Below are 16,603 nucleotides of genomic sequence, written 5' to 3'. Positions count from 1 at the left end.
TGTTGCCAACGAGGGAAGGGCGCAAAACGACACGGGGGAGCGATTTCGCCGATGCTGACTTTTTTGGCAAGACGGCTTTTTGTAATGGTACCGACACTGATCCTGATCAGTGTGCTGGTATTCGTGATCATTCAGCTCCCGCCCGGGGATTTTCTGAGCACCTATCTCAATGAACTTCAGGCCCAGGGCGAGGCCGTCGATCCGGCAAAGATCGAATTTCTCAAACGGCAATACGGGCTCGATCAACCGATCTATGTGCAATATGCCGAATGGGCGTGGGGGTTGTTGCACGGTGATCTCGGCTTCTCGTTTGAATATAACCTTCCGGTAAGTGACGTGGTCGGCGACCGGTTGTGGTTGTCGATGGTGCTGAATTTCAGCACGGTCATTTTCATCTATGTCGTAAGCTTCCCGATCGGGATCTATTCCGCGACACGGCAATATAGCTGGGGCGATTATGGTTTTACCCTTTTGGGCTTCCTCGGCCTCGCAATGCCGAACTTCCTGTTTGCCCTGATCCTGCTTTATTACGCCAATGTGGTCTTCGGGACGTCGATCGGTGGTCTGATGGATCCGGAATTCATCAATCAGGGCTGGTCATTTGCCAAAATCATGTCCGTTGCCGAACATCTTTGGGCGCCGGTCGTGGTGATCGGCACGTCGGGGACCGCATCGATGATCCGGCGGTTGCGTGCCAATCTGCTTGATGAACTCGGCAAACAATATGTCGTAACCGCCCATGCCAAGGGCCTTTCACCGACCAAGGTGCTGTTCAAATATCCGCTGCGCATGGCGCTTAACCCGTTCATTGCCGATATTGGCAATATCCTTCCACAGGTGGTGTCGGGCTCGGTCCTTGTATCGGTGGTGATGTCATTGCCAACCACCGGGCCGATGTTGCTTGCCGCGCTGCAAAGTCAGGACATGTATCTGGCCGGGTCGTTCCTGATGTTTCTGGCGTTGCTGACCGTTGTTGGCATGTTCATTTCTGACGTATTGCTGGCCTGGCTTGATCCCCGCATTCGCTTGCAGGGAGGCGTCTCCAAATGACGACGGATGACAACAAGCGCAACGAACATTTTGTTGATACCGCGCCCTTTGATCCCTGGGACCGCGAAGCTCTGACGCCGGAACAGGAAAAATACTATCTGGCATCGCAATGGCAATTGATGTGGTGGCGTCTTAAACGTCACCGGCTGGCGTATTTTTCTCTGATCATTCTGGCGATCATGTATGCCTCGGTGTTCATCGTCGAGTTTATCGCCCCCTATGCGCAGGAAACGCGCAATTCGGAATTCATCCATCACCCGCCACAGGCAATCCACCTGTTTCATGACGGGGAGTTTATCGGGCCATTTACCTATGGCACGGATTTCTCGGTGGATATGGAAACGCTGAAGCCGACCTATACGACGAATATGGACCGTGTTGATCCTGTCAGGTTCTTCTGTTCGGGGGATGAATATGAATTCTGGGGCACGGTGGATATGGATTTCCATTTCGTCTGTCCATCGGAAGACGGGACATTGTTCATCTTTGGAACGGACCGGCTTGGACGCGACATGTTTTCGCGCATGGTATATGGCGCGCGCGTGTCGTTGACCATCGGACTGGTGGGGATTTCGGTCAGTTTCCTTCTGGGGATCCTGATAGGCGGTGCTGCCGGCTACTACGGGGGATGGGTGGATGCCACGGCACAGCGTGCCATTGAAGTCATCCGATCATTGCCTGAAATCCCGCTTTGGATGGCGCTGTCGGCGGCCTTGCCCGTAACCTGGAGCCCGATCCTGATCTATTTCGGGATCACCATCATTCTTGGACTGATTGACTGGACCGGGCTTGCACGTGCGGTACGTTCAAAACTTCTGGCACTGCGTGAAGAAGACTATGCCCTTGCCGCACGCTTGATGGGGGCAAAGCCCAAACGCATCATTGCCCGACATCTGTTGCCGAATTTTGCAAGTCACCTGATTGCATCCGTGACGCTTTCAATTCCCAACATGATCCTTGGCGAAACCGCCCTCAGCTTCCTGGGGCTTGGCCTGCGTGCGCCGGTAACCAGTTGGGGCGTGCTTTTGAATGACGCCCAGAACATCAACGCCGTTGCCGTTTATCCGTGGCTGATGTTGCCCGTGGTCCCGGTGGTCATCGTTGTTCTGGCCTTCAACTTCCTTGGCGATGGCCTGCGCGATGCCGCGGACCCCTACAAGAACTAGGAAACCGCGACAACCGGGAACGACTTATAACATCAAAGGGCGGCCTGATCAGGCTGCCCTTTAATGTGTTCGGTGATATCTGTTTATCGTTTGCGCAGCCAAAGGCTGGTTTCATGTGCGCCGTCGGGCAGATGAATGCCATTGGCTATTGAATTTGTGACCAGATCATCAAGCCGGGTCGTGGCATAGGCGCTCGACCACATGATTTCAAATGCACCGCCCGCCAGCAACGCAGCAACGCCCTGTTGTTCGTTATAACCGCGCCATTGCCAGATTTCCGGATAGTCATCGGGCAGGGTGATGTCATGGATGTGAATGATCGTTCCGCTGGGCAGGATCGGAATAACCGATGAAAACAGCAAATCAACATCGGTGCCGGGCATCAGGATATGGCTGGAATCAATCGACAGGAAATCCGATCCGACAAGATCGTTAAACACGGTCTGGTCAGCTTTTTGGACAATGCTGCGTTCGATCGTGATCGGCAATTTGGCGATGTCGGCGCGCGGGGCGGGGTCAATGGCGTGAAACCGTGTCGGAAGATCGCCATCCTTGATGGCCCGGTAATAAAACCGTGTCGAATGACCCGATCCGATTTCTATGATCCGGTTGGGACGAAATTCTCGGGTAAAGACATAGGCCATCATTCCGTCAAGGCGCGGAAACCAGCTTTGCTGCCAGCGCGGTTCAGGCGGTGACGCATTGCCAAAGCTGGCAAAGGCATCCTGATAAAGGGCAGCCTTGGTCAGCCAGGCTTTCATCGTCGGGGCGGCCTGTTCCATCATGGCTTCAATCGCCGGATATGTCGGCCGTCCGACCGCCTTTTGAGTTTCCGCGGCATAGCGATAAGGGATGAAATATCCCGCTGGTTCGGATCCGAAAAGCGTCTTCAAACCGAGTTTCCAACGGCGCATTCTGCGTGAGAACGGCATCGACGTCATATTGGCAGTCCTTATGGTCAAACGGTTTGAACACGGATTGTGCTGTTATGTGGTGCACAAGACATTAATCACAAAACGTTTTGTCTTCACCACGCCAGCTTCGCACAAGCCAGAAGGCGAATACCAGCGCAATCCCCGAAAGACCAGCCATGAAGTAATAGGCATGTGAACCAAATTGCTCATAAAGCGGCCCGGATGCCCAGATGCTGCTGCCCAGAAATACACCCATCGACAATGTCGCCATCAGGCTTTGTGCCGATGTGGCAAGCTGTTGCGGGATGGCGCGCGCAATAAAGCTCACCGCTGCCAGATGGGTGATGCCAAATGTCATGGCATGAAGCGGCTGAACAAGCACGATCATCCAGACATTGTCGCTGGACCCCAAAACCGTCCAGCGCAGGATACCGGCCATCGCACCAAGCGAAAACAGAATGCCCGGATGGCGTCCGCGAACGAACCTGCCTGCAACCGCAAACAGGACAATCTCGGCAACCACGCCGATTGACCAGAACATGCCGATCATTTCATGCGAATAACCGACCGATTCCCAATGGACAGAGGCAAAACTGTAATAGGTGCCATGTGCCCCCTGTGCAAAGCCGATGCAGCCCAGATAAACCAGAAATACCGGTTTGCGCAGCAAATAGATCAGGGATGATCCCGAACGCAACGGACGATCGGTTTGGGGATCGGGCATACGGGTGGTGATGACAAAATTGACAATGCCGGCAATGAACAGCATCCAGACGATCCATTGCGTCGATGTCCCGTCCAGAACCCAGCCGGCACCGTATGACGCCACAATGAAGGCAAGCGACCCCCACAGGCGGACACGCCCGTAATCAAGTTCCCGTGCCTTGCATTCATGCACGGTAATGGTCGTGCCAAGCGGCAATAGCGGCGAAAAGGTAAAACCGATCACCACCGATAACGCGGCAAGCCACCAGAAATTGCTTGATACCGGGAAGGCCAGAATGGACAGAACATAAATGCCCGCCAGCCACAGCATCGGCGTTTTGCGATTGCCGGTGCGATCGGCACGCTGTGCGATCAGCGGGTCGGCAAATACCCGCACCCAGTTGGGCAGGGACAAAAGAATGCCGATTTCACCGGCCGATAATCCCTGCGCCTTCAGCCATACCGGCCAATAGGGCAGGAACACCCCCTGAATCAAAAACAGGCCAGAAAAAAACAGGGCAAGCACGGTCGCTGTTTTCATGCGATCCGGGTCTTTTTGCGGGGCGGCGTTCATTGTGGTGGCTTGGTCATTCATGTTGTGATCTGGCGACGTTTCAGCCCGCGAATGACAAAGCGCGCCGGATGTATGGCATCCATCAGGGATTTTTCCAAAGGCAACGGCATGGCGCAAATCTCGCTGGCAAGAATTTCGGCGGCAAGCGGGGCACCAATCAGTCCACGCGCCCCGAACCCGGTACAGATATACACGTCTTTGTGGTAAGGCGCACGGATATATCGCGCGCCTTTTTTCCCTTTATCTATATCGTGATAGCACGAAAGATAGCGGTCAAAATCCGGTGCAGGCCCGATCAGCGGCAAGTGATCGGCTGTGGTGGTGCGGACCGCCGCCCGACCGTCAAGTGCCTTGCCCGACAAATGTTCAGACAGTGCCGGAAGGATTTTCGATAACTGTCTGATATTAAATGCATGATCGCTTTCGCGGAGATCTGTTTTGGCATCATCGCGCCCAAACGTTGCCCCGATCACGTGCATGCCGTCACGTTGGGGAGTGATATATCCCTTATAGCTTAGAACACAACGCATGTTAGCGCTAACATACGTTTCGGCCAATGCGTCGGCCGGGCAATAGGTGATCTGTCCGCGGACCGGGTTAAGGTGATCGGAAAGCCAGCTGGTTTGGGCAAGGTTTGCGGTTTCGAGGGCACCGGCGATCACCACCGTATCAAACGGACCAAATTCGCGGCCATCGTTGCTGCGCAGTCGCTTGCCATCCGGGGTATCAATGATTTCGGAAATAGAGGTCGCAAGCTGACATTCGATATCTGCTGTCAGGGCGCGGACAAAAGATGGCGGATGGACCCATCCGGCAGAAGGATAGAACACTCCGTCCATCGGAACCGGAATGCCGAGCATGTTGCTGGCTTCATCGCTGGTCATAGCCCGAACGAGATCGGGTTTGTCATGCAAGCGGGCGATCAGGCCGTCAAGACGTTCACGTTTGCGCGGACTGGTCGCAAGGTCCAGCACCCCGCAAAAATCGGCCTCGACCTTGCCCTGGTCGGCCAGGCGTTTGACCATGCGATGACTGAACCGATATCCGGCCTCGTAGAAACGGCCCATGATCGCGTGATCAACCGTCAGATATGGTTCGAGCATCCCGATCGGATTGCCCGATGCGGCTTGGGCAAGGTCGCGATGCTGTTCGAACACGACCACCTTGCAGTCACGCTGATGCAGGGCATTCGCGCAGGCGGCACCGGCCATGCCGCCGCCAATAACGGCAACGGTTTTTGCTTTGGTTGTGGGCACACCGGGCAGGTGAAACCACGGATCATCGGCAATTTCATAGCGGGCCTCATCATCGGCAAGTTCCGGTTGGCGGGCCGGAAGGTTTGCCGTGATCATGTCGCGCTTATAGGCAAAGCCTTTGCGTTTGCTGACCTCGAAATCGGCACTTTCCAGCCCGTCACGGGCAATGCGGGCGGCCGTAAAGGTCGCAAGTGTCGCACCGGCCGGGTTTGATGCCGCTGCCAGCGCCGCAAACAGGGATGGTTGCCACATGTCGGGATTGCGCGACGGGGCAAAGCCGTCAAGAAACCAGCAATCAATTGCCCCGGAATATCCCGACCAGCAGTCGATCGCATCCCCGATCAAAAGCGTCAGGGTGATGGCGCCATCACCAAGAATAAATCGGTGAATACCGGGCAGCATCGTTTCATGGGGCCAGACATCGCCAAGTTGTTCTGACAAGTCTGCCAGTTCCGCCCAGCTTCGATGCGCGCGGATCATGTCATCGCGCGATAACGGGTATTTTTCGACCGAAACAAAGTGCAGGCGTTTGGACCGATCCGGATCCTGTGCCCAGCATTGCCACGCCGCCAGAAAATTCAGCCCGGTGCCAAATCCCGTTTCCCCAATGGTAAAATTGTCTTTGCCTTGCCAGGCCGTCGGCAAATTGTTGCCATCGACGAATACATAATGTGTTTCAGCAAGCCCGTCCTTGGGATTGTAATAAACATCGCCAAAATGCGGGGAAAACGGGACATCGCCATCGCGCCAGGTTATCGCGCCGGCTTTGGCAGGGGCGTCATTTTCCCCGATGACGTCATGGTCCCGTGCTGTCATGCAGACAGGGCCTCGTCATCACGTTCAGGCACCAGTGCCAGTGCTTCGCGCACGACTTCGGTTCCGGCACCTTTGCGATGGGCATTTTCGCTGAGATAACGACGCCATTGCTTGGCACCGCGCATTTGCTGGAACAGGCCAAGCATGTGACGGGTGACATGACCAATGGTGGCATTTTCTTCGGTCAGATGTTGCTCGATATAGGGCAACATGGCTTCGACGACCTGATGACGGGTCAGCGGTTTGGCATCATCGCCATAAAAGCGACGGTCGACATCCGCCAGAATATAGGGGTTCTGATAGGCTTCGCGTCCGATCATCACACCATCAACATGTTTAAGGTGCTCTTCGGTTTCATCAAGCGTCTTGATGCCGCCATTGATCAGAATTTCGAGTTCCGGGAATTCCTGTTTAAGCTGATAAACCAGCTCGTATTTCAGGGGCGGGACTTCGCGGTTTTCTTTGGGTGACAGACCTTTGAGCCAGGCCTTGCGGGCATGGACAATGAATGTTTTGCACCCGGCATTGGCAACGGTTTCGGTGAACCGTTTAAGCGACGGATAGTCTTCCTGATCATCAATACCGATCCGGTTTTTGACGGTAACCGGCGCGTCACTGGCAGCGATCATTGATTTGACGCAGTCGGCCACAATATCGGGTGTCCCCATCAGGCAAGCCCCGAACGCACCATTTTGCACCCGATCAGATGGGCAGCCGCAATTCAGATTAATCTCGTCATAGGCATATTGATTGGCGATGTCACAGGCACGTGCCAGATCATCCGGATCGCTGCCGCCAAGCTGAAGCGCAACCGGGTGTTCCGCCGTGTTGTAGCGCAGATGCCGGTCAACGCCGCCATGAATGATCGCGCCTGTTGTGACCATTTCGGTATAAAGCAACGTATGACGACTGATCTGGCGCAAGAAATAGCGATCATGCCGATCCGTCCAGTCCATCATGGGGGCGACGGAAATACGTCGATTAACAGTCATATGCCTACCGTTTGTGTTCAAAGCGGGTGAATGGGGTTGCCGTATTCCAAGCGCCGTCTTTATATAGGTTCAGGGATTAAGGGTCAAAACCGATTGAGCGATGCATGGCTGCATCCCGAGTTTGAAAATTAACAGGAATAGATATGGTCACGATTTACGGCATCAAGAATTGCGATACTGTCCGCAAAACCCTGAAATGGTTCGATGCACAAGGTGTTGAAAACAAATTGCATGATTTCCGTGTGGACGGCATTGATGCCAAAACCATCGAAGGATGGCTTGATGAAGTCGGTGGCGCGGTGCTGATCAATAAACGCGGGCCAAGCTATCGCAATCTGACTGATGCCGATAAGGCAACGCTGGAGCAGGGCGGGGCAAAGGCCGCAGAAATTCTTGCTGCCAACCCGACTGTGATCAAACGGCCGGTCGTTGATTTCGGTGCGACCCGTTCGGTCGCCTATGATGAAAAACGCTGGACGGAACTGGCGGGCCTTTAAGGGTATCTGACATGACAAAGCCGGTTATTCGTGGCGTGATCTTTGATTGCGACGGTGTTCTTGTGGACACGGAAACACTTGCCTGTCGTGTTCTGACCGAACAGCTGTGTGAATATGGCTGCGATATGGACATGACAAAGACCCATGATCTTTTCATCGGCGGGACGCTTGCGATGGTGCCCCCGAAAATGAAGGAACTGTTTGACATCACCTTGCCAGAAGACTGGCTGGCAGAATGTTATGAACGGACCTTTGTGGCGTTTCGCAATGATCTGGAACCGTTTGCTGATCTAGGACCGATCCTTGATCTTCTTGATCACCACGGCATTCCGATGGCGGTTGGCAGCAACGGCCCCCATAACAAGATGGATGTTTCACTGGGCAAGGTCGGGATCAAGGATCGCTTCGGGGATCGGATCTGTTCGGCCCATGACGTCAAAAATGCCAAACCGCATCCGGATGTCTATTTGCTGGCGGCGGAAAGAATGGGATTGCCGATCACGGACTGTGTGGTCGTTGATGACAGCCAGAACGGGGTCCGGGCAGGCGTGGCATCGGGGGCAACAACCGTCGGGTTGGTTGACATCACACCGGCACAGTATCTGCGTGATGCCGGTGCGCATTTCATTGCCAATGATCACAAGGATTTGCACAGCCTGTTTGAAAGCTGGATCACAGCAGCCTGAATAACCGCCGATCACGGCAAAGATAAAAGGGCGGAACAGCATCACGGCTGTTCCGCCCTTGTTGTTGCATGGTGTTTTGCTACGCTTGTTTGGCCTAATTTCCGATAACCAGTCCCTCGCGGCGGGGATCGGCGCCACCGATCAATGAATCTTCGGTGATCATGATGGCGTGAATGCCGGAATTAAGGTCCTGGATACTGGTTTTAAAGCCCGTTGACTCCAACTCGGGGACAAGTGATGTGGCGGGTGTGCCCGCCTCGATATCAAATGTGCCAAACCGGTTGACCAGATGGGGCATGTTGATGGCTTCTTGCGGGGACATGTTCCAATCAATCATTGCGATGAGTGACTGGGCGACATACCCGATAATACGCGACCCGCCCGGAGAGCCGACGGCAAGGAACGGTTTGTCATCTTTCATCACGATGGTCGGGGCCATTGACGATCGCGGGCGTTTACCCGGTTCTAGCCGGTTGGCGATGGGAACGCCGTCCTTGTGCGTGCGGAATGAAAAATCGGTCAACTCGTTATTAAGCATGAAGCCGTTCACCATAAGCCGCGAACCAAAGCCGTTTTCGATGGTTGTTGTCATCGACACGACATTTCCATAGCTGTCGACAATCGAAAAATGGCTGGTACTCGGGAACTCGATGGCCTCATCATCGGCAAGCTTCATCGCATGGCTAAAGGATGGCAAACCGGCTTCGACGTTATCAAGGGCACTTGTGCTGGTAAGCAATTTGGACCGTTCACCAAGATAGTCCTTATCGAGCAATCCGCTTAACGGCATCGGGACAAAATCGATATCGGCCATATACCGGCCTCGGTCGGCAAAGGCCAGCCGCGATGCATCCCCGATCAGGCGCCAGCTTTCAGCCGCGTTCGGTCCAAGCGTTGCGATGTCATATGGCTCGATCAGGCCAAGGATTTGTCCGACCGTAAGTGCGCCTGACGATGGCGGGCCCATGCCACAAATGTCATAGCCGCGATATTCGGTACAAACCGGTTGACGTTCCTTGACCTGATAATTGGCAAAGTCGCGCATGGATAAAACGCCGGGGTTCCAGGTCGCACCTTTGATTTTGGCAACAATGTCCCGTGCGATGGACCCGTAATAGAAGTTTTCAGTGCCATGTTGGGCTAGATCGCGCAATGTGGCCGCATAATCCGGATTGCGCAGGGTCGTCCCGGCCGCAATCGGGGTGCCATTGCTGTTAAAGAAATAATTCCGTGCCGTCGGGTCGCGCGACAATTTTTCCTGATCTGCCGCGATCAATGACGCCAGGCGTTCGGAAACCGCAAATCCGGCATCTGCACGTGCGATGGCTGGCGACAGGACGACCGGCCAGTCAAGTTGCCCCCATTTTTCATGGGCCGTTTTCAGTAATGCCGGGGTGCCCGGTGTTCCAACGGACCGGCCACCGACAACCGCGTCATAGAATTTAAGCGGTTCGCCATTGTCATCCTGAAACAGGGTGGGGGTCGCATCAAGCGGGGCGGTTTCACGGCCATCAAGGGTGGTGAGAGTGCCGCTTTGTGCGTCGTAATAAACAAGAAACGCCCCGCCACCAAGGCCGGACGACTGTGGTTCAACAAGGCCCAGCATCGTCTGGACAGCAACCATGGCATCAATGGCATTGCCGCCCTGTTGCAGAATATCTGCACCAGCCTTTGCGGCATGCGGATTGGCTGCCGAAACCATCCAGTGTCGGGCGTGAATGTCTGTGCGCGGGGCGGATGTGGCGGTACCGTTTTCCGGGGCAACGGCATCGGTGGCCTGTTGGGCTGTTGCCGATGTGCTGATCGTGCCTGCGATCCCCGCCATGGCAATGACGGGAAGGATCCGGATCAATGGGAAAAGACTGTTCATGTGGGGCATGTCACCAACCTTTGTTCTGGCTAAGGTGAACATGCTCCCAGAAAATGTCTGTGATTTAAAGCCATCGTTTTGCAGCGGATCAAAAGTTCAACCACAAATGATCGATGATCATGCCGCGCTTTTGTTGCCCTTGGTGCGCTGCTGGGTCACCAGCTTGACCTGAAGCCATTCAAGCATCGTCTCGGCCACCTTTTCCCAGTTTTTATCAAGCATCATGGCGTGGTGAATATCATCAATCAGCGCATAGTCGGCGTGATATTTCCTGGCAGTGTGGTGGATCAGTTCGCTTTGAATGATTTCATCATCATGCGCCCCGATCACCAGCATTGCCGGTGCTTCGTCGGCGGTCAGGAAAATCGGATTGGCACCCATCATATCAAGAAGTGCGCGCTGACTTTCCGTTTCCAGACGCCCGAAATAGATCATGCCTTCATCTTCGGCGATGTCGGGCGACAACATGGCGCGACCCAGTCGTTCGCGCAAAAATGTGTGCGGGCCGATTGCCTGAAGCCAGGCCATCTGAAAATAAAGATCGGGCTGGGCCATCGCCATCATGGCATTGCTGGCCAGAAGGCCTTCGGGCGGGACCGATGCCATCAGAATGGCGGCTTCGGCAGTGTGCTGTTCCAGATATTTCTGAATGATATAGCCGCCCATTGAATGGCCAATCAGAACCGGCGTCTGTCCCAGTGTGTCGACAACTTCTTCCAGATCCTCGACATAATCATCAATCGAGGCAAGGCTGCGTAATTGTCGTCCGCCACTGCCACCGTGACCTCTGAGTGAAAAGGATACGGTTTCAAATCCCTTGTCGGCAAACCAGTTCAGGAAATGCTCGTTCCAGCACCAGGCACCAGTAAAGGCCCCGTGCACGAAGACAAGCGGGTGTTTGCTTTTGGGTTTGCCCGTCGGACTGCGGCGGAAAATTTCCAGTTCTGGACTCATGCTGGGTCTCCTAAAGGAAACAGGACCAATATGTGATGAAGTCGTATGGGAAATTCTGCAAACATGTTCGCATATGCAGCATGGTCATGTCTATCGGGATGTGCTGATTTACATCTTGTTGCAATAGATTGTCAGTGCCTGGTTGTTTGCTTATGATTGTGTACGGGACAGTGGAAGTATCAAGAGGGGCAGCGTCACAGTTGCCAATTCGAATAACAACAACAGCGCAACATAAAGCATGGGTTCATGACCAAATTATCTGTCGTTGGCATTTTTGCTAACCTCGACGAAGACGCACTTGGGGACGTTGAACGTCACATCAATCGCAAAACATATGCAGCCGGTGCCCAGATCATCGAGCCCGAAGCAGACAGCTCAGACGTCTATCTGATTTTGTCGGGCCGTGTACGGATTGTGAATTATTCCCTGTCGGGGCGCGAAATCACGCTTGAAGAAATCGGTGCTGGCGGTTGTGTCGGTCAATTGTCCGCAATTGACGGGGAACCCAGATCTGCCTGTGTTTTTGCCGTGGATGATACGGATGTCGGGATTTTGAGCCCCGCGAACTTTGAAAAAGTTGTCAAAAGTCATCCGTCTGTGGCCTGGAATGTGATCAGCGAACTGGCGCGGATTGTACGCACATCAACACGCCGGATTGTCGATGTCAGCACGCTTGGTGCAAACGAACGGGTGATTGCCGAAATCCTGCGCCGGGCGCAACAGGTTTGCGATGACAAGGGGGCGGCAACCTTGTCGCCAGTACCGGTGCATTCCGAGGTGGCCGGCCGTGTAAGCACGTCGCGCGAAACCGTTGCGCGCGTGATGGGAAGTCTTGGCCGCAAGGGGCTGGTCAACAAGATTGACAGTGGATTGCATGTTCCAGATGTCCGTCGCCTTGAAGAATTCCTGAGCGAGTCCATTCACTGATCGTCTTGCGGATCGTCGGTAAAATTGCCAAAAACGATGTTTCTGCTCGGAAATGTCACAAAATGAACGATTTTTCGATCAGTTGTGATGGCTGTCACAGAAATAGCGAGTATACGCAGGTAGTAATAATCTTGTGACGGGCATTTCGATGGTCCGGCACATCTCCCCCAAGAGAGTTTACTGGCCGTACTTTTTAGTACGGCCATTTTTTTTGCGTTTTCGCATGGCGATGGTGCGGATGCCTTTGTAATCTGACGCGATTATTCAGCATCATTAACGCAAAAGGATGGCAGGAATGCGGTTATCGGTTGTGATGGCGGGGCTTAACGGGGCGATGGCGGTTGCTCTTGGTGCCTTTGCCGCCCACGGGATGGCAGGGACGGATATGGAATATGCGCGAAGCCTGGTTGAAAAGGGCGCGCATTATCAGCTTGTTCACGGGGTTGCGCTGGCCGCGATTGCAGGCCTTGTGCATCATGTTCCTGACGAAAAGCTTTTGCGGATTGCGGCTTATGCGATGCTGGCTGGCATCCTGTTCTTCTGCGGATCGCTTTATGTCATCGCCTTTAGCGGTATTTCCACGTTTGGGGCCATTGCACCGATTGGCGGTGTATCGTTCATTGCAGGCTGGCTTGCGCTTGCCGCGGCGGGGTATCGCCGGTTTGCATAGCCAGGATAGGGAATGCCATGCCCGATCCGTCGGGCTGGCGTTTTGGCCCGATGCATTGAAATAAAAAAAAGACGTGACCCGAAGGGCACGTCTTTTTTAAATCGTCCAGTAGTCCGGTTCCGAAGAACCTGATTACTTCATTTTCGCTTCTTTGAACACGACGTGCTTACGCACGACCGGGTCGTACTTGCGAAACTGGAATTTCTCGGTGGTATTCCGCGGGTTCTTCTTAACAACATAGAAGTAACCGGTGTCTGCGGTGCTTACCAACTTTACGAGGATCGAAGCGGGCTTCGCCATGTCTCTGCATCCTGTGTTCAGGTGTATCTCAGGCGGCGGAACATAAAGGTTATCGCCAGAGTGTCAAGCCATTTTGGCAAAAAAGAATGCATTTTTAATGCGCGTCGAAAGTATCGGCGATTTCCTGTTGTCCGACAAAGGCGAGATTCTTGTAATCAGGGCTGTTTTTCAGCAATTCCAATGCAACTTTAATGTCAAATTCGTCATTGTTGCTGTGGGCCGGGCAGACGCTTCGAAGTTCCCGGCGGCTTTTTTCATCCCGGTAATCAAGGGTGCGCCATTTGGTCAGCATGCTGGCCGTCTGATCACGCTGTGACAGGGCGGTTGAAACCCGGTGAACCGGGGTATCATTATCATTCGATTGCGTGCAGATCGCCGGGAACAGTCCGATTCTGTCAAATGTATAGCCCGACGGGGCCGTCATCCGCGACCAGGTAAAGGTCAAGGTGCCATGGTTTGGCAAATCATTGATTGCCTGAACCGATCCTTTGCCAAAGCTGGTGGATCCGACAAGCACAGCACGATTGCGATCCTGAAGGGCCGCGGCAACCAGTTCGGCCGATGATGCAGTGCGCCCGTCGATCAGGACAATCAGCGGTGCGCCCCTTGTCAGGTCGCTATTGCCGGCCCGGAACGTATGGCGGGCGGCCATGACGCGCGAAAATGTGTTGCCGATCGGGCCGTTTTCAAGGAACAGGTCGGCCACAGCGACCCCCTGTTGCAGCAAACCGCCGCGATTGCCCCGCAAATCGAGGATAACCCCCTTAAGGCCGCCATCATAAAGTTGCGCCTTAAGGATGTTGTCGCCCAATGTGCTTGCGGTTGCACTGTTGAAGCTGGTGATGCGGGCGATCAGGATATTGTCGCGGGTTTCGGCAAAAACGGTCCGGTCAATGACACGTTCGCGCATGATTTCAACCGGGACAATTGCCCGATTGTCGGCCTTGTTGATGTCGATGGTTACCCGTGTGCCTTCTTCGCCATGAAGAAGATCGGCGGTATAGGTGCTGGTCTTGCCATACATGTCTTCGCCATTGACCGCGACAATCTGATCCCCGGGATGCAGTCCGGCCTTGGCCGCCGGGCTTTCGGGATGCACCAGTTTCACCACCGGATAGCCGTCACCGCCGATAACGCGAATGCCGATGCCGATATATCCGTCACGCCGGTTGCGCGCTGTTTCGGCCTGTTTTGGGCCTTCATAGCGGCTGTAACGGTCTAGGTTGCGAATGGCACCACTCACCAGGGCGGCCTGAACATCAAGGGTGTCACTATTGCGCAGCACTGGTGAATAGGCCCGATAGGTGCCAAGCCCGCGCAGGGTGATTTCAGACCAGATCTGGTTGCCTTCGACACTTGTCTGATCGTAGTTGGTCTGCGGAAGGGCGATGGTTTGTACCGTCTTTCCGTCATATTGCAAGACCAGGTCATCCGGGGTGATATCGACCCGGATGTTGTCATCGATTTCAGACAGGCCATCAAGAGTGTTGACCAGAATCTGATCGCGGCTGATCGGATCAATATACCGGGTAGCGACAAGATCGATTGTCTGGGTAACCAGTTCGCGGGTTTGCGGATCATCCGGGGCGGTAATCCCGACAACCTGCGGGGTGCCACAAGCCGCCTGTAAAAGGCAAAGCCCAAGCGTAGCCCCGATACGCCGCCAATGGCGCAAGCTGGTCTTAAGACAAAGGTCTTCAATGCGGGGCCGGCCAATCGTGACCAAGGGAAACATCCGACTAATTTTGGAAATCCAAGTTACTTATTCTAAAGGAAAATGTGCCCGATAGCCAATGACTATCCTTTGATGCGCATGGCCCACTGGGTGCCAAGCACCGCGCCTTTGATAAAGGGCAGGAAACCAAGGCACAGCAACACGGTCGCCGGCAGCCAGATCGACATTTGCATCCAAAGCGACGGCTTGATTGTTTGTTCCATCATCAGAACGCCGGGCACAACGATATGTCCGACCAGAAAGATGGTGAAATAGGGCGGTGCATCGTCACAGCGATATTCACCAATCGGGTGACTGCAAACATCACATGCCGGGCGCAGCTTGAGATACCCGCCAAATGCAAGCCCGTGGCCGCAATTGGGGCATTTGCGCCGGAACCCGCGCCGCAGACCAAGCAGCAACCGCTTGCCGCTATCGGTCGGGCCGGAAAGGCTATCTTCGGTATGGGACGGGGGCGTCATATCGCGAAGGGGATCGTTCTGATCGTTGAGGGGCATCGTCATGGGGCGCTTAACTCCTGTTTCTTTTCTGCCCGCACTTGATCCAAAGGGCAAAAAGGGGCATTGAAACGGTATGCCATCATCATGATGTTCAATAGCGCAAGCAAGTAAAATCGACCCGTTCTAATCACCCTATGGGCGACTTTGCGATTGTAAAGCATAATTGAATACCTGCTAAAGGAGTGCCCAATGGGAAATGCGGACGATATCGTTGCCAGTCTGAAACAGGACTTCATTGAGGACACAATTGAACGTGTTGACCGGATTGAAACAACGATTGATCGTATCGCCGGCGGGATGGATGAAGCGGGGCCGGGGATTGCGGAAATTCGCCGCGAAGCCCACACCGTCAAGGGTTTGGCCGGATCATTCGGGTTTCCCCTTGTTGGCGCAATTGCCCATCGCATGGAAGATTACATCGCCGAGCTGACCAAAATCGATGATCTGGAAGCCGCATCCCTGGTCGATTTCACCAGCTGGATTCGCGAAATCATCGAAAGCGGCACCAATCCGCAGGCCGAGGAAGAAACCCGCATCCTGCGTTCTTTGCCGACCCGCACGGTAAAAAGTGATGAAAAGGCCGAAAAATCCCACAACGGATCGGCGCAGGACAAGGAAATCCTGCTTGTGACCGCAACGGCTGTTCAGGCCCATTTTCTTCAGCGCGAATTGCGCGAACAGGGGTTCCGCACCATCACTGCGCGCACCGCTGTCGAGGCCTTTGAAACAGTTGTTCAGTCCCATCCCGATGCGATCATCACCGCGGCTGTTCTTGACGGGCTGAGTGGCATTGAACTGATCCGGGCCTTGGCGGCGATGAAGACGCTGGCGGATAAAAAACTGGGCCTTCTGACAAGTTTTGATGCATCGCATCCTGATCTGGACGGGTTGCCGGGCAATGTCGCGATCATCAATAATCGTGGCAAACAGACATCCGAGCATCTGGCGAAATTCATCGCGACCATGATGTAAATGGCGTAATTTATTGTTT

At 54.3% G+C, this 16,603-nt stretch carries 16 protein-coding genes; 7 read left to right on the top strand and 9 right to left on the bottom strand.

The window, feature by feature from the left end; translation table 11 throughout:
* Positions 1 to 51 precede the first annotated feature (51 nt).
* On the top strand, positions 52 to 1,050 hold the full coding sequence (locus SIB88_RS13675; RefSeq protein WP_412558274.1) for an ABC transporter permease: 999 nt from the start codon (positions 52 to 54) through the stop codon (positions 1,048 to 1,050).
* Positions 1,047 to 2,216 (top strand): ABC transporter permease, encoded by a 1,170-nt coding sequence (locus SIB88_RS13670; protein WP_412558273.1) that lies wholly within the window; start codon positions 1,047 to 1,049, stop codon positions 2,214 to 2,216. The genes SIB88_RS13675 and SIB88_RS13670 overlap by 4 nt, the downstream gene beginning before the upstream one ends.
* Positions 2,217 to 2,299: 83 nt before the next feature.
* Here SIB88_RS13670 and SIB88_RS13665 read toward each other — a convergent pair whose 3' ends face one another.
* The 4 genes from SIB88_RS13665 to dusA form a co-directional block, all read right to left on the bottom strand.
* Positions 2,300 to 3,109 carry a class I SAM-dependent methyltransferase gene (locus SIB88_RS13665; protein ID WP_242512851.1) on the bottom strand — a complete coding sequence of 270 codons (810 nt, stop codon included), beginning with the start codon at positions 3,107 to 3,109 and terminating at the stop codon, positions 2,300 to 2,302.
* Positions 3,110 to 3,221: 112 nt separating this feature from the next.
* Positions 3,222 to 4,430 (bottom strand): 3-phenylpropionate MFS transporter, encoded by a 1,209-nt coding sequence (locus SIB88_RS13660; protein WP_068519372.1) that lies wholly within the window; start codon positions 4,428 to 4,430, stop codon positions 3,222 to 3,224.
* Positions 4,427 to 6,481 carry a bifunctional tRNA (5-methylaminomethyl-2-thiouridine)(34)-methyltransferase MnmD/FAD-dependent 5-carboxymethylaminomethyl-2-thiouridine(34) oxidoreductase MnmC gene (gene mnmC, locus SIB88_RS13655; protein ID WP_412558272.1) on the bottom strand — a complete coding sequence of 685 codons (2,055 nt, stop codon included), beginning with the start codon at positions 6,479 to 6,481 and terminating at the stop codon, positions 4,427 to 4,429. The genes SIB88_RS13660 and mnmC overlap by 4 nt, the downstream gene beginning before the upstream one ends.
* Positions 6,478 to 7,473 carry a tRNA dihydrouridine(20/20a) synthase DusA gene (gene dusA / locus SIB88_RS13650; protein WP_114112448.1) on the bottom strand — a complete coding sequence of 332 codons (996 nt, stop codon included), beginning with the start codon at positions 7,471 to 7,473 and terminating at the stop codon, positions 6,478 to 6,480. The genes mnmC and dusA overlap by 4 nt, the downstream gene beginning before the upstream one ends.
* Positions 7,474 to 7,616: 143 nt before the next feature.
* Here dusA and SIB88_RS13645 point away from each other — a divergent pair, with 143 nt between their 5' ends.
* Both SIB88_RS13645 and SIB88_RS13640 read left to right on the top strand, forming a co-directional pair.
* Positions 7,617 to 7,970: an ArsC/Spx/MgsR family protein gene (locus tag SIB88_RS13645; protein WP_412558271.1), complete on the top strand. Its 354-nt coding sequence runs from the start codon at positions 7,617 to 7,619 to the stop codon at positions 7,968 to 7,970.
* A gap of 11 nt (positions 7,971 to 7,981) precedes the next feature.
* Positions 7,982 to 8,656, top strand: coding sequence for an HAD family hydrolase (locus tag SIB88_RS13640; protein ID WP_206927512.1), 675 nt, complete (start codon positions 7,982 to 7,984; stop codon positions 8,654 to 8,656).
* A 94-nt stretch (positions 8,657 to 8,750) separates the two neighbouring features.
* On the opposite strand, the gene ggt is transcribed toward SIB88_RS13640, so the two are convergent.
* Both ggt and SIB88_RS13630 read right to left on the bottom strand, forming a co-directional pair.
* Positions 8,751 to 10,526: a gamma-glutamyltransferase gene (gene ggt / locus SIB88_RS13635; protein WP_412558270.1), complete on the bottom strand. Its 1,776-nt coding sequence runs from the start codon at positions 10,524 to 10,526 to the stop codon at positions 8,751 to 8,753.
* A 117-nt stretch (positions 10,527 to 10,643) separates the two neighbouring features.
* Positions 10,644 to 11,480, bottom strand: coding sequence for an alpha/beta hydrolase (locus SIB88_RS13630; protein ID WP_412558269.1), 837 nt, complete (start codon positions 11,478 to 11,480; stop codon positions 10,644 to 10,646).
* A gap of 246 nt (positions 11,481 to 11,726) precedes the next feature.
* Here SIB88_RS13630 and SIB88_RS13625 point away from each other — a divergent pair, with 246 nt between their 5' ends.
* Both SIB88_RS13625 and SIB88_RS13620 read left to right on the top strand, forming a co-directional pair.
* Positions 11,727 to 12,407, top strand: a complete 681-nt coding sequence (locus tag SIB88_RS13625; protein WP_068519378.1) for a Crp/Fnr family transcriptional regulator — start codon at positions 11,727 to 11,729, stop codon at positions 12,405 to 12,407.
* Between the two features lie 295 nt (positions 12,408 to 12,702).
* Positions 12,703 to 13,077 (top strand): DUF423 domain-containing protein, encoded by a 375-nt coding sequence (locus SIB88_RS13620; RefSeq protein WP_412558268.1) that lies wholly within the window; start codon positions 12,703 to 12,705, stop codon positions 13,075 to 13,077.
* A 132-nt stretch (positions 13,078 to 13,209) separates the two neighbouring features.
* Here SIB88_RS13620 and rpmG read toward each other — a convergent pair whose 3' ends face one another.
* The 3 genes from rpmG to SIB88_RS13605 all read right to left on the bottom strand — a co-directional run bounded on the left by rpmG (position 13,210) and on the right by SIB88_RS13605 (position 15,615).
* Positions 13,210 to 13,377: a 50S ribosomal protein L33 gene (rpmG, locus tag SIB88_RS13615; RefSeq protein ID WP_008890790.1), complete on the bottom strand. Its 168-nt coding sequence runs from the start codon at positions 13,375 to 13,377 to the stop codon at positions 13,210 to 13,212.
* A 94-nt stretch (positions 13,378 to 13,471) separates the two neighbouring features.
* A complete protein-coding gene (locus SIB88_RS13610; RefSeq protein WP_412558267.1) occupies positions 13,472 to 15,103 on the bottom strand; it encodes a S41 family peptidase in 1,632 nt (543 codons plus the stop codon).
* A gap of 71 nt (positions 15,104 to 15,174) precedes the next feature.
* Entirely contained in the window at positions 15,175 to 15,615 is a 441-nt protein-coding gene (locus tag SIB88_RS13605) for a DUF983 domain-containing protein (RefSeq protein WP_289078143.1), read from the bottom strand.
* Between the two features lie 186 nt (positions 15,616 to 15,801).
* Between SIB88_RS13605 and SIB88_RS13600 the strand changes: the two genes are divergently transcribed.
* On the top strand, positions 15,802 to 16,584 hold the full coding sequence (locus SIB88_RS13600; protein WP_068519380.1) for an Hpt domain-containing protein: 783 nt from the start codon (positions 15,802 to 15,804) through the stop codon (positions 16,582 to 16,584).
* The last annotated feature ends 19 nt before the right edge of the window (positions 16,585 to 16,603 follow it).

It is taken from the genome of Thalassospira sp. MIT121401, assembly GCF_047125595.1.
GTDB classification, from domain to species: Bacteria; Pseudomonadota; Alphaproteobacteria; order Rhodospirillales; family Thalassospiraceae; genus Thalassospira; species Thalassospira povalilytica.
The sequence above is the reverse complement of the archived record's forward strand: the minus strand, read 5'-3'. Positions and strand labels throughout refer to the sequence as shown.

What these genes read in the sequence shown, in the direction of transcription:
- SIB88_RS13675 (WP_412558274.1), top strand. Translation starts at nt 52, where the DNA reads ATGCTGACTTTTTTGGCAAGACGGCTTTTTGTAATGGTACCGACACTG.
- SIB88_RS13670 (WP_412558273.1), top strand. Translation starts at nt 1,047, where the DNA reads ATGACGACGGATGACAACAAGCGCAACGAACATTTTGTTGATACCGCG.
- SIB88_RS13660 (WP_068519372.1), bottom strand. Translation starts at nt 4,430, where the DNA reads ATGAATGACCAAGCCACCACAATGAACGCCGCCCCGCAAAAAGACCCG.
- mnmC (WP_412558272.1), bottom strand. Translation starts at nt 6,481, where the DNA reads ATGACAGCACGGGACCATGACGTCATCGGGGAAAATGACGCCCCTGCC.
- dusA (WP_114112448.1), bottom strand. Translation starts at nt 7,473, where the DNA reads ATGACTGTTAATCGACGTATTTCCGTCGCCCCCATGATGGACTGGACG.
- SIB88_RS13645 (WP_412558271.1), top strand. Translation starts at nt 7,617, where the DNA reads ATGGTCACGATTTACGGCATCAAGAATTGCGATACTGTCCGCAAAACC.
- SIB88_RS13640 (WP_206927512.1), top strand. Translation starts at nt 7,982, where the DNA reads ATGACAAAGCCGGTTATTCGTGGCGTGATCTTTGATTGCGACGGTGTT.
- ggt (WP_412558270.1), bottom strand. Translation starts at nt 10,526, where the DNA reads ATGAACAGTCTTTTCCCATTGATCCGGATCCTTCCCGTCATTGCCATG.
- SIB88_RS13630 (WP_412558269.1), bottom strand. Translation starts at nt 11,480, where the DNA reads ATGAGTCCAGAACTGGAAATTTTCCGCCGCAGTCCGACGGGCAAACCC.
- SIB88_RS13625 (WP_068519378.1), top strand. Translation starts at nt 11,727, where the DNA reads ATGACCAAATTATCTGTCGTTGGCATTTTTGCTAACCTCGACGAAGAC.
- SIB88_RS13620 (WP_412558268.1), top strand. Translation starts at nt 12,703, where the DNA reads ATGCGGTTATCGGTTGTGATGGCGGGGCTTAACGGGGCGATGGCGGTT.
- rpmG (WP_008890790.1), bottom strand. Translation starts at nt 13,377, where the DNA reads ATGGCGAAGCCCGCTTCGATCCTCGTAAAGTTGGTAAGCACCGCAGAC.
- SIB88_RS13605 (WP_289078143.1), bottom strand. Translation starts at nt 15,615, where the DNA reads ATGACGATGCCCCTCAACGATCAGAACGATCCCCTTCGCGATATGACG.
- SIB88_RS13600 (WP_068519380.1), top strand. Translation starts at nt 15,802, where the DNA reads ATGGGAAATGCGGACGATATCGTTGCCAGTCTGAAACAGGACTTCATT.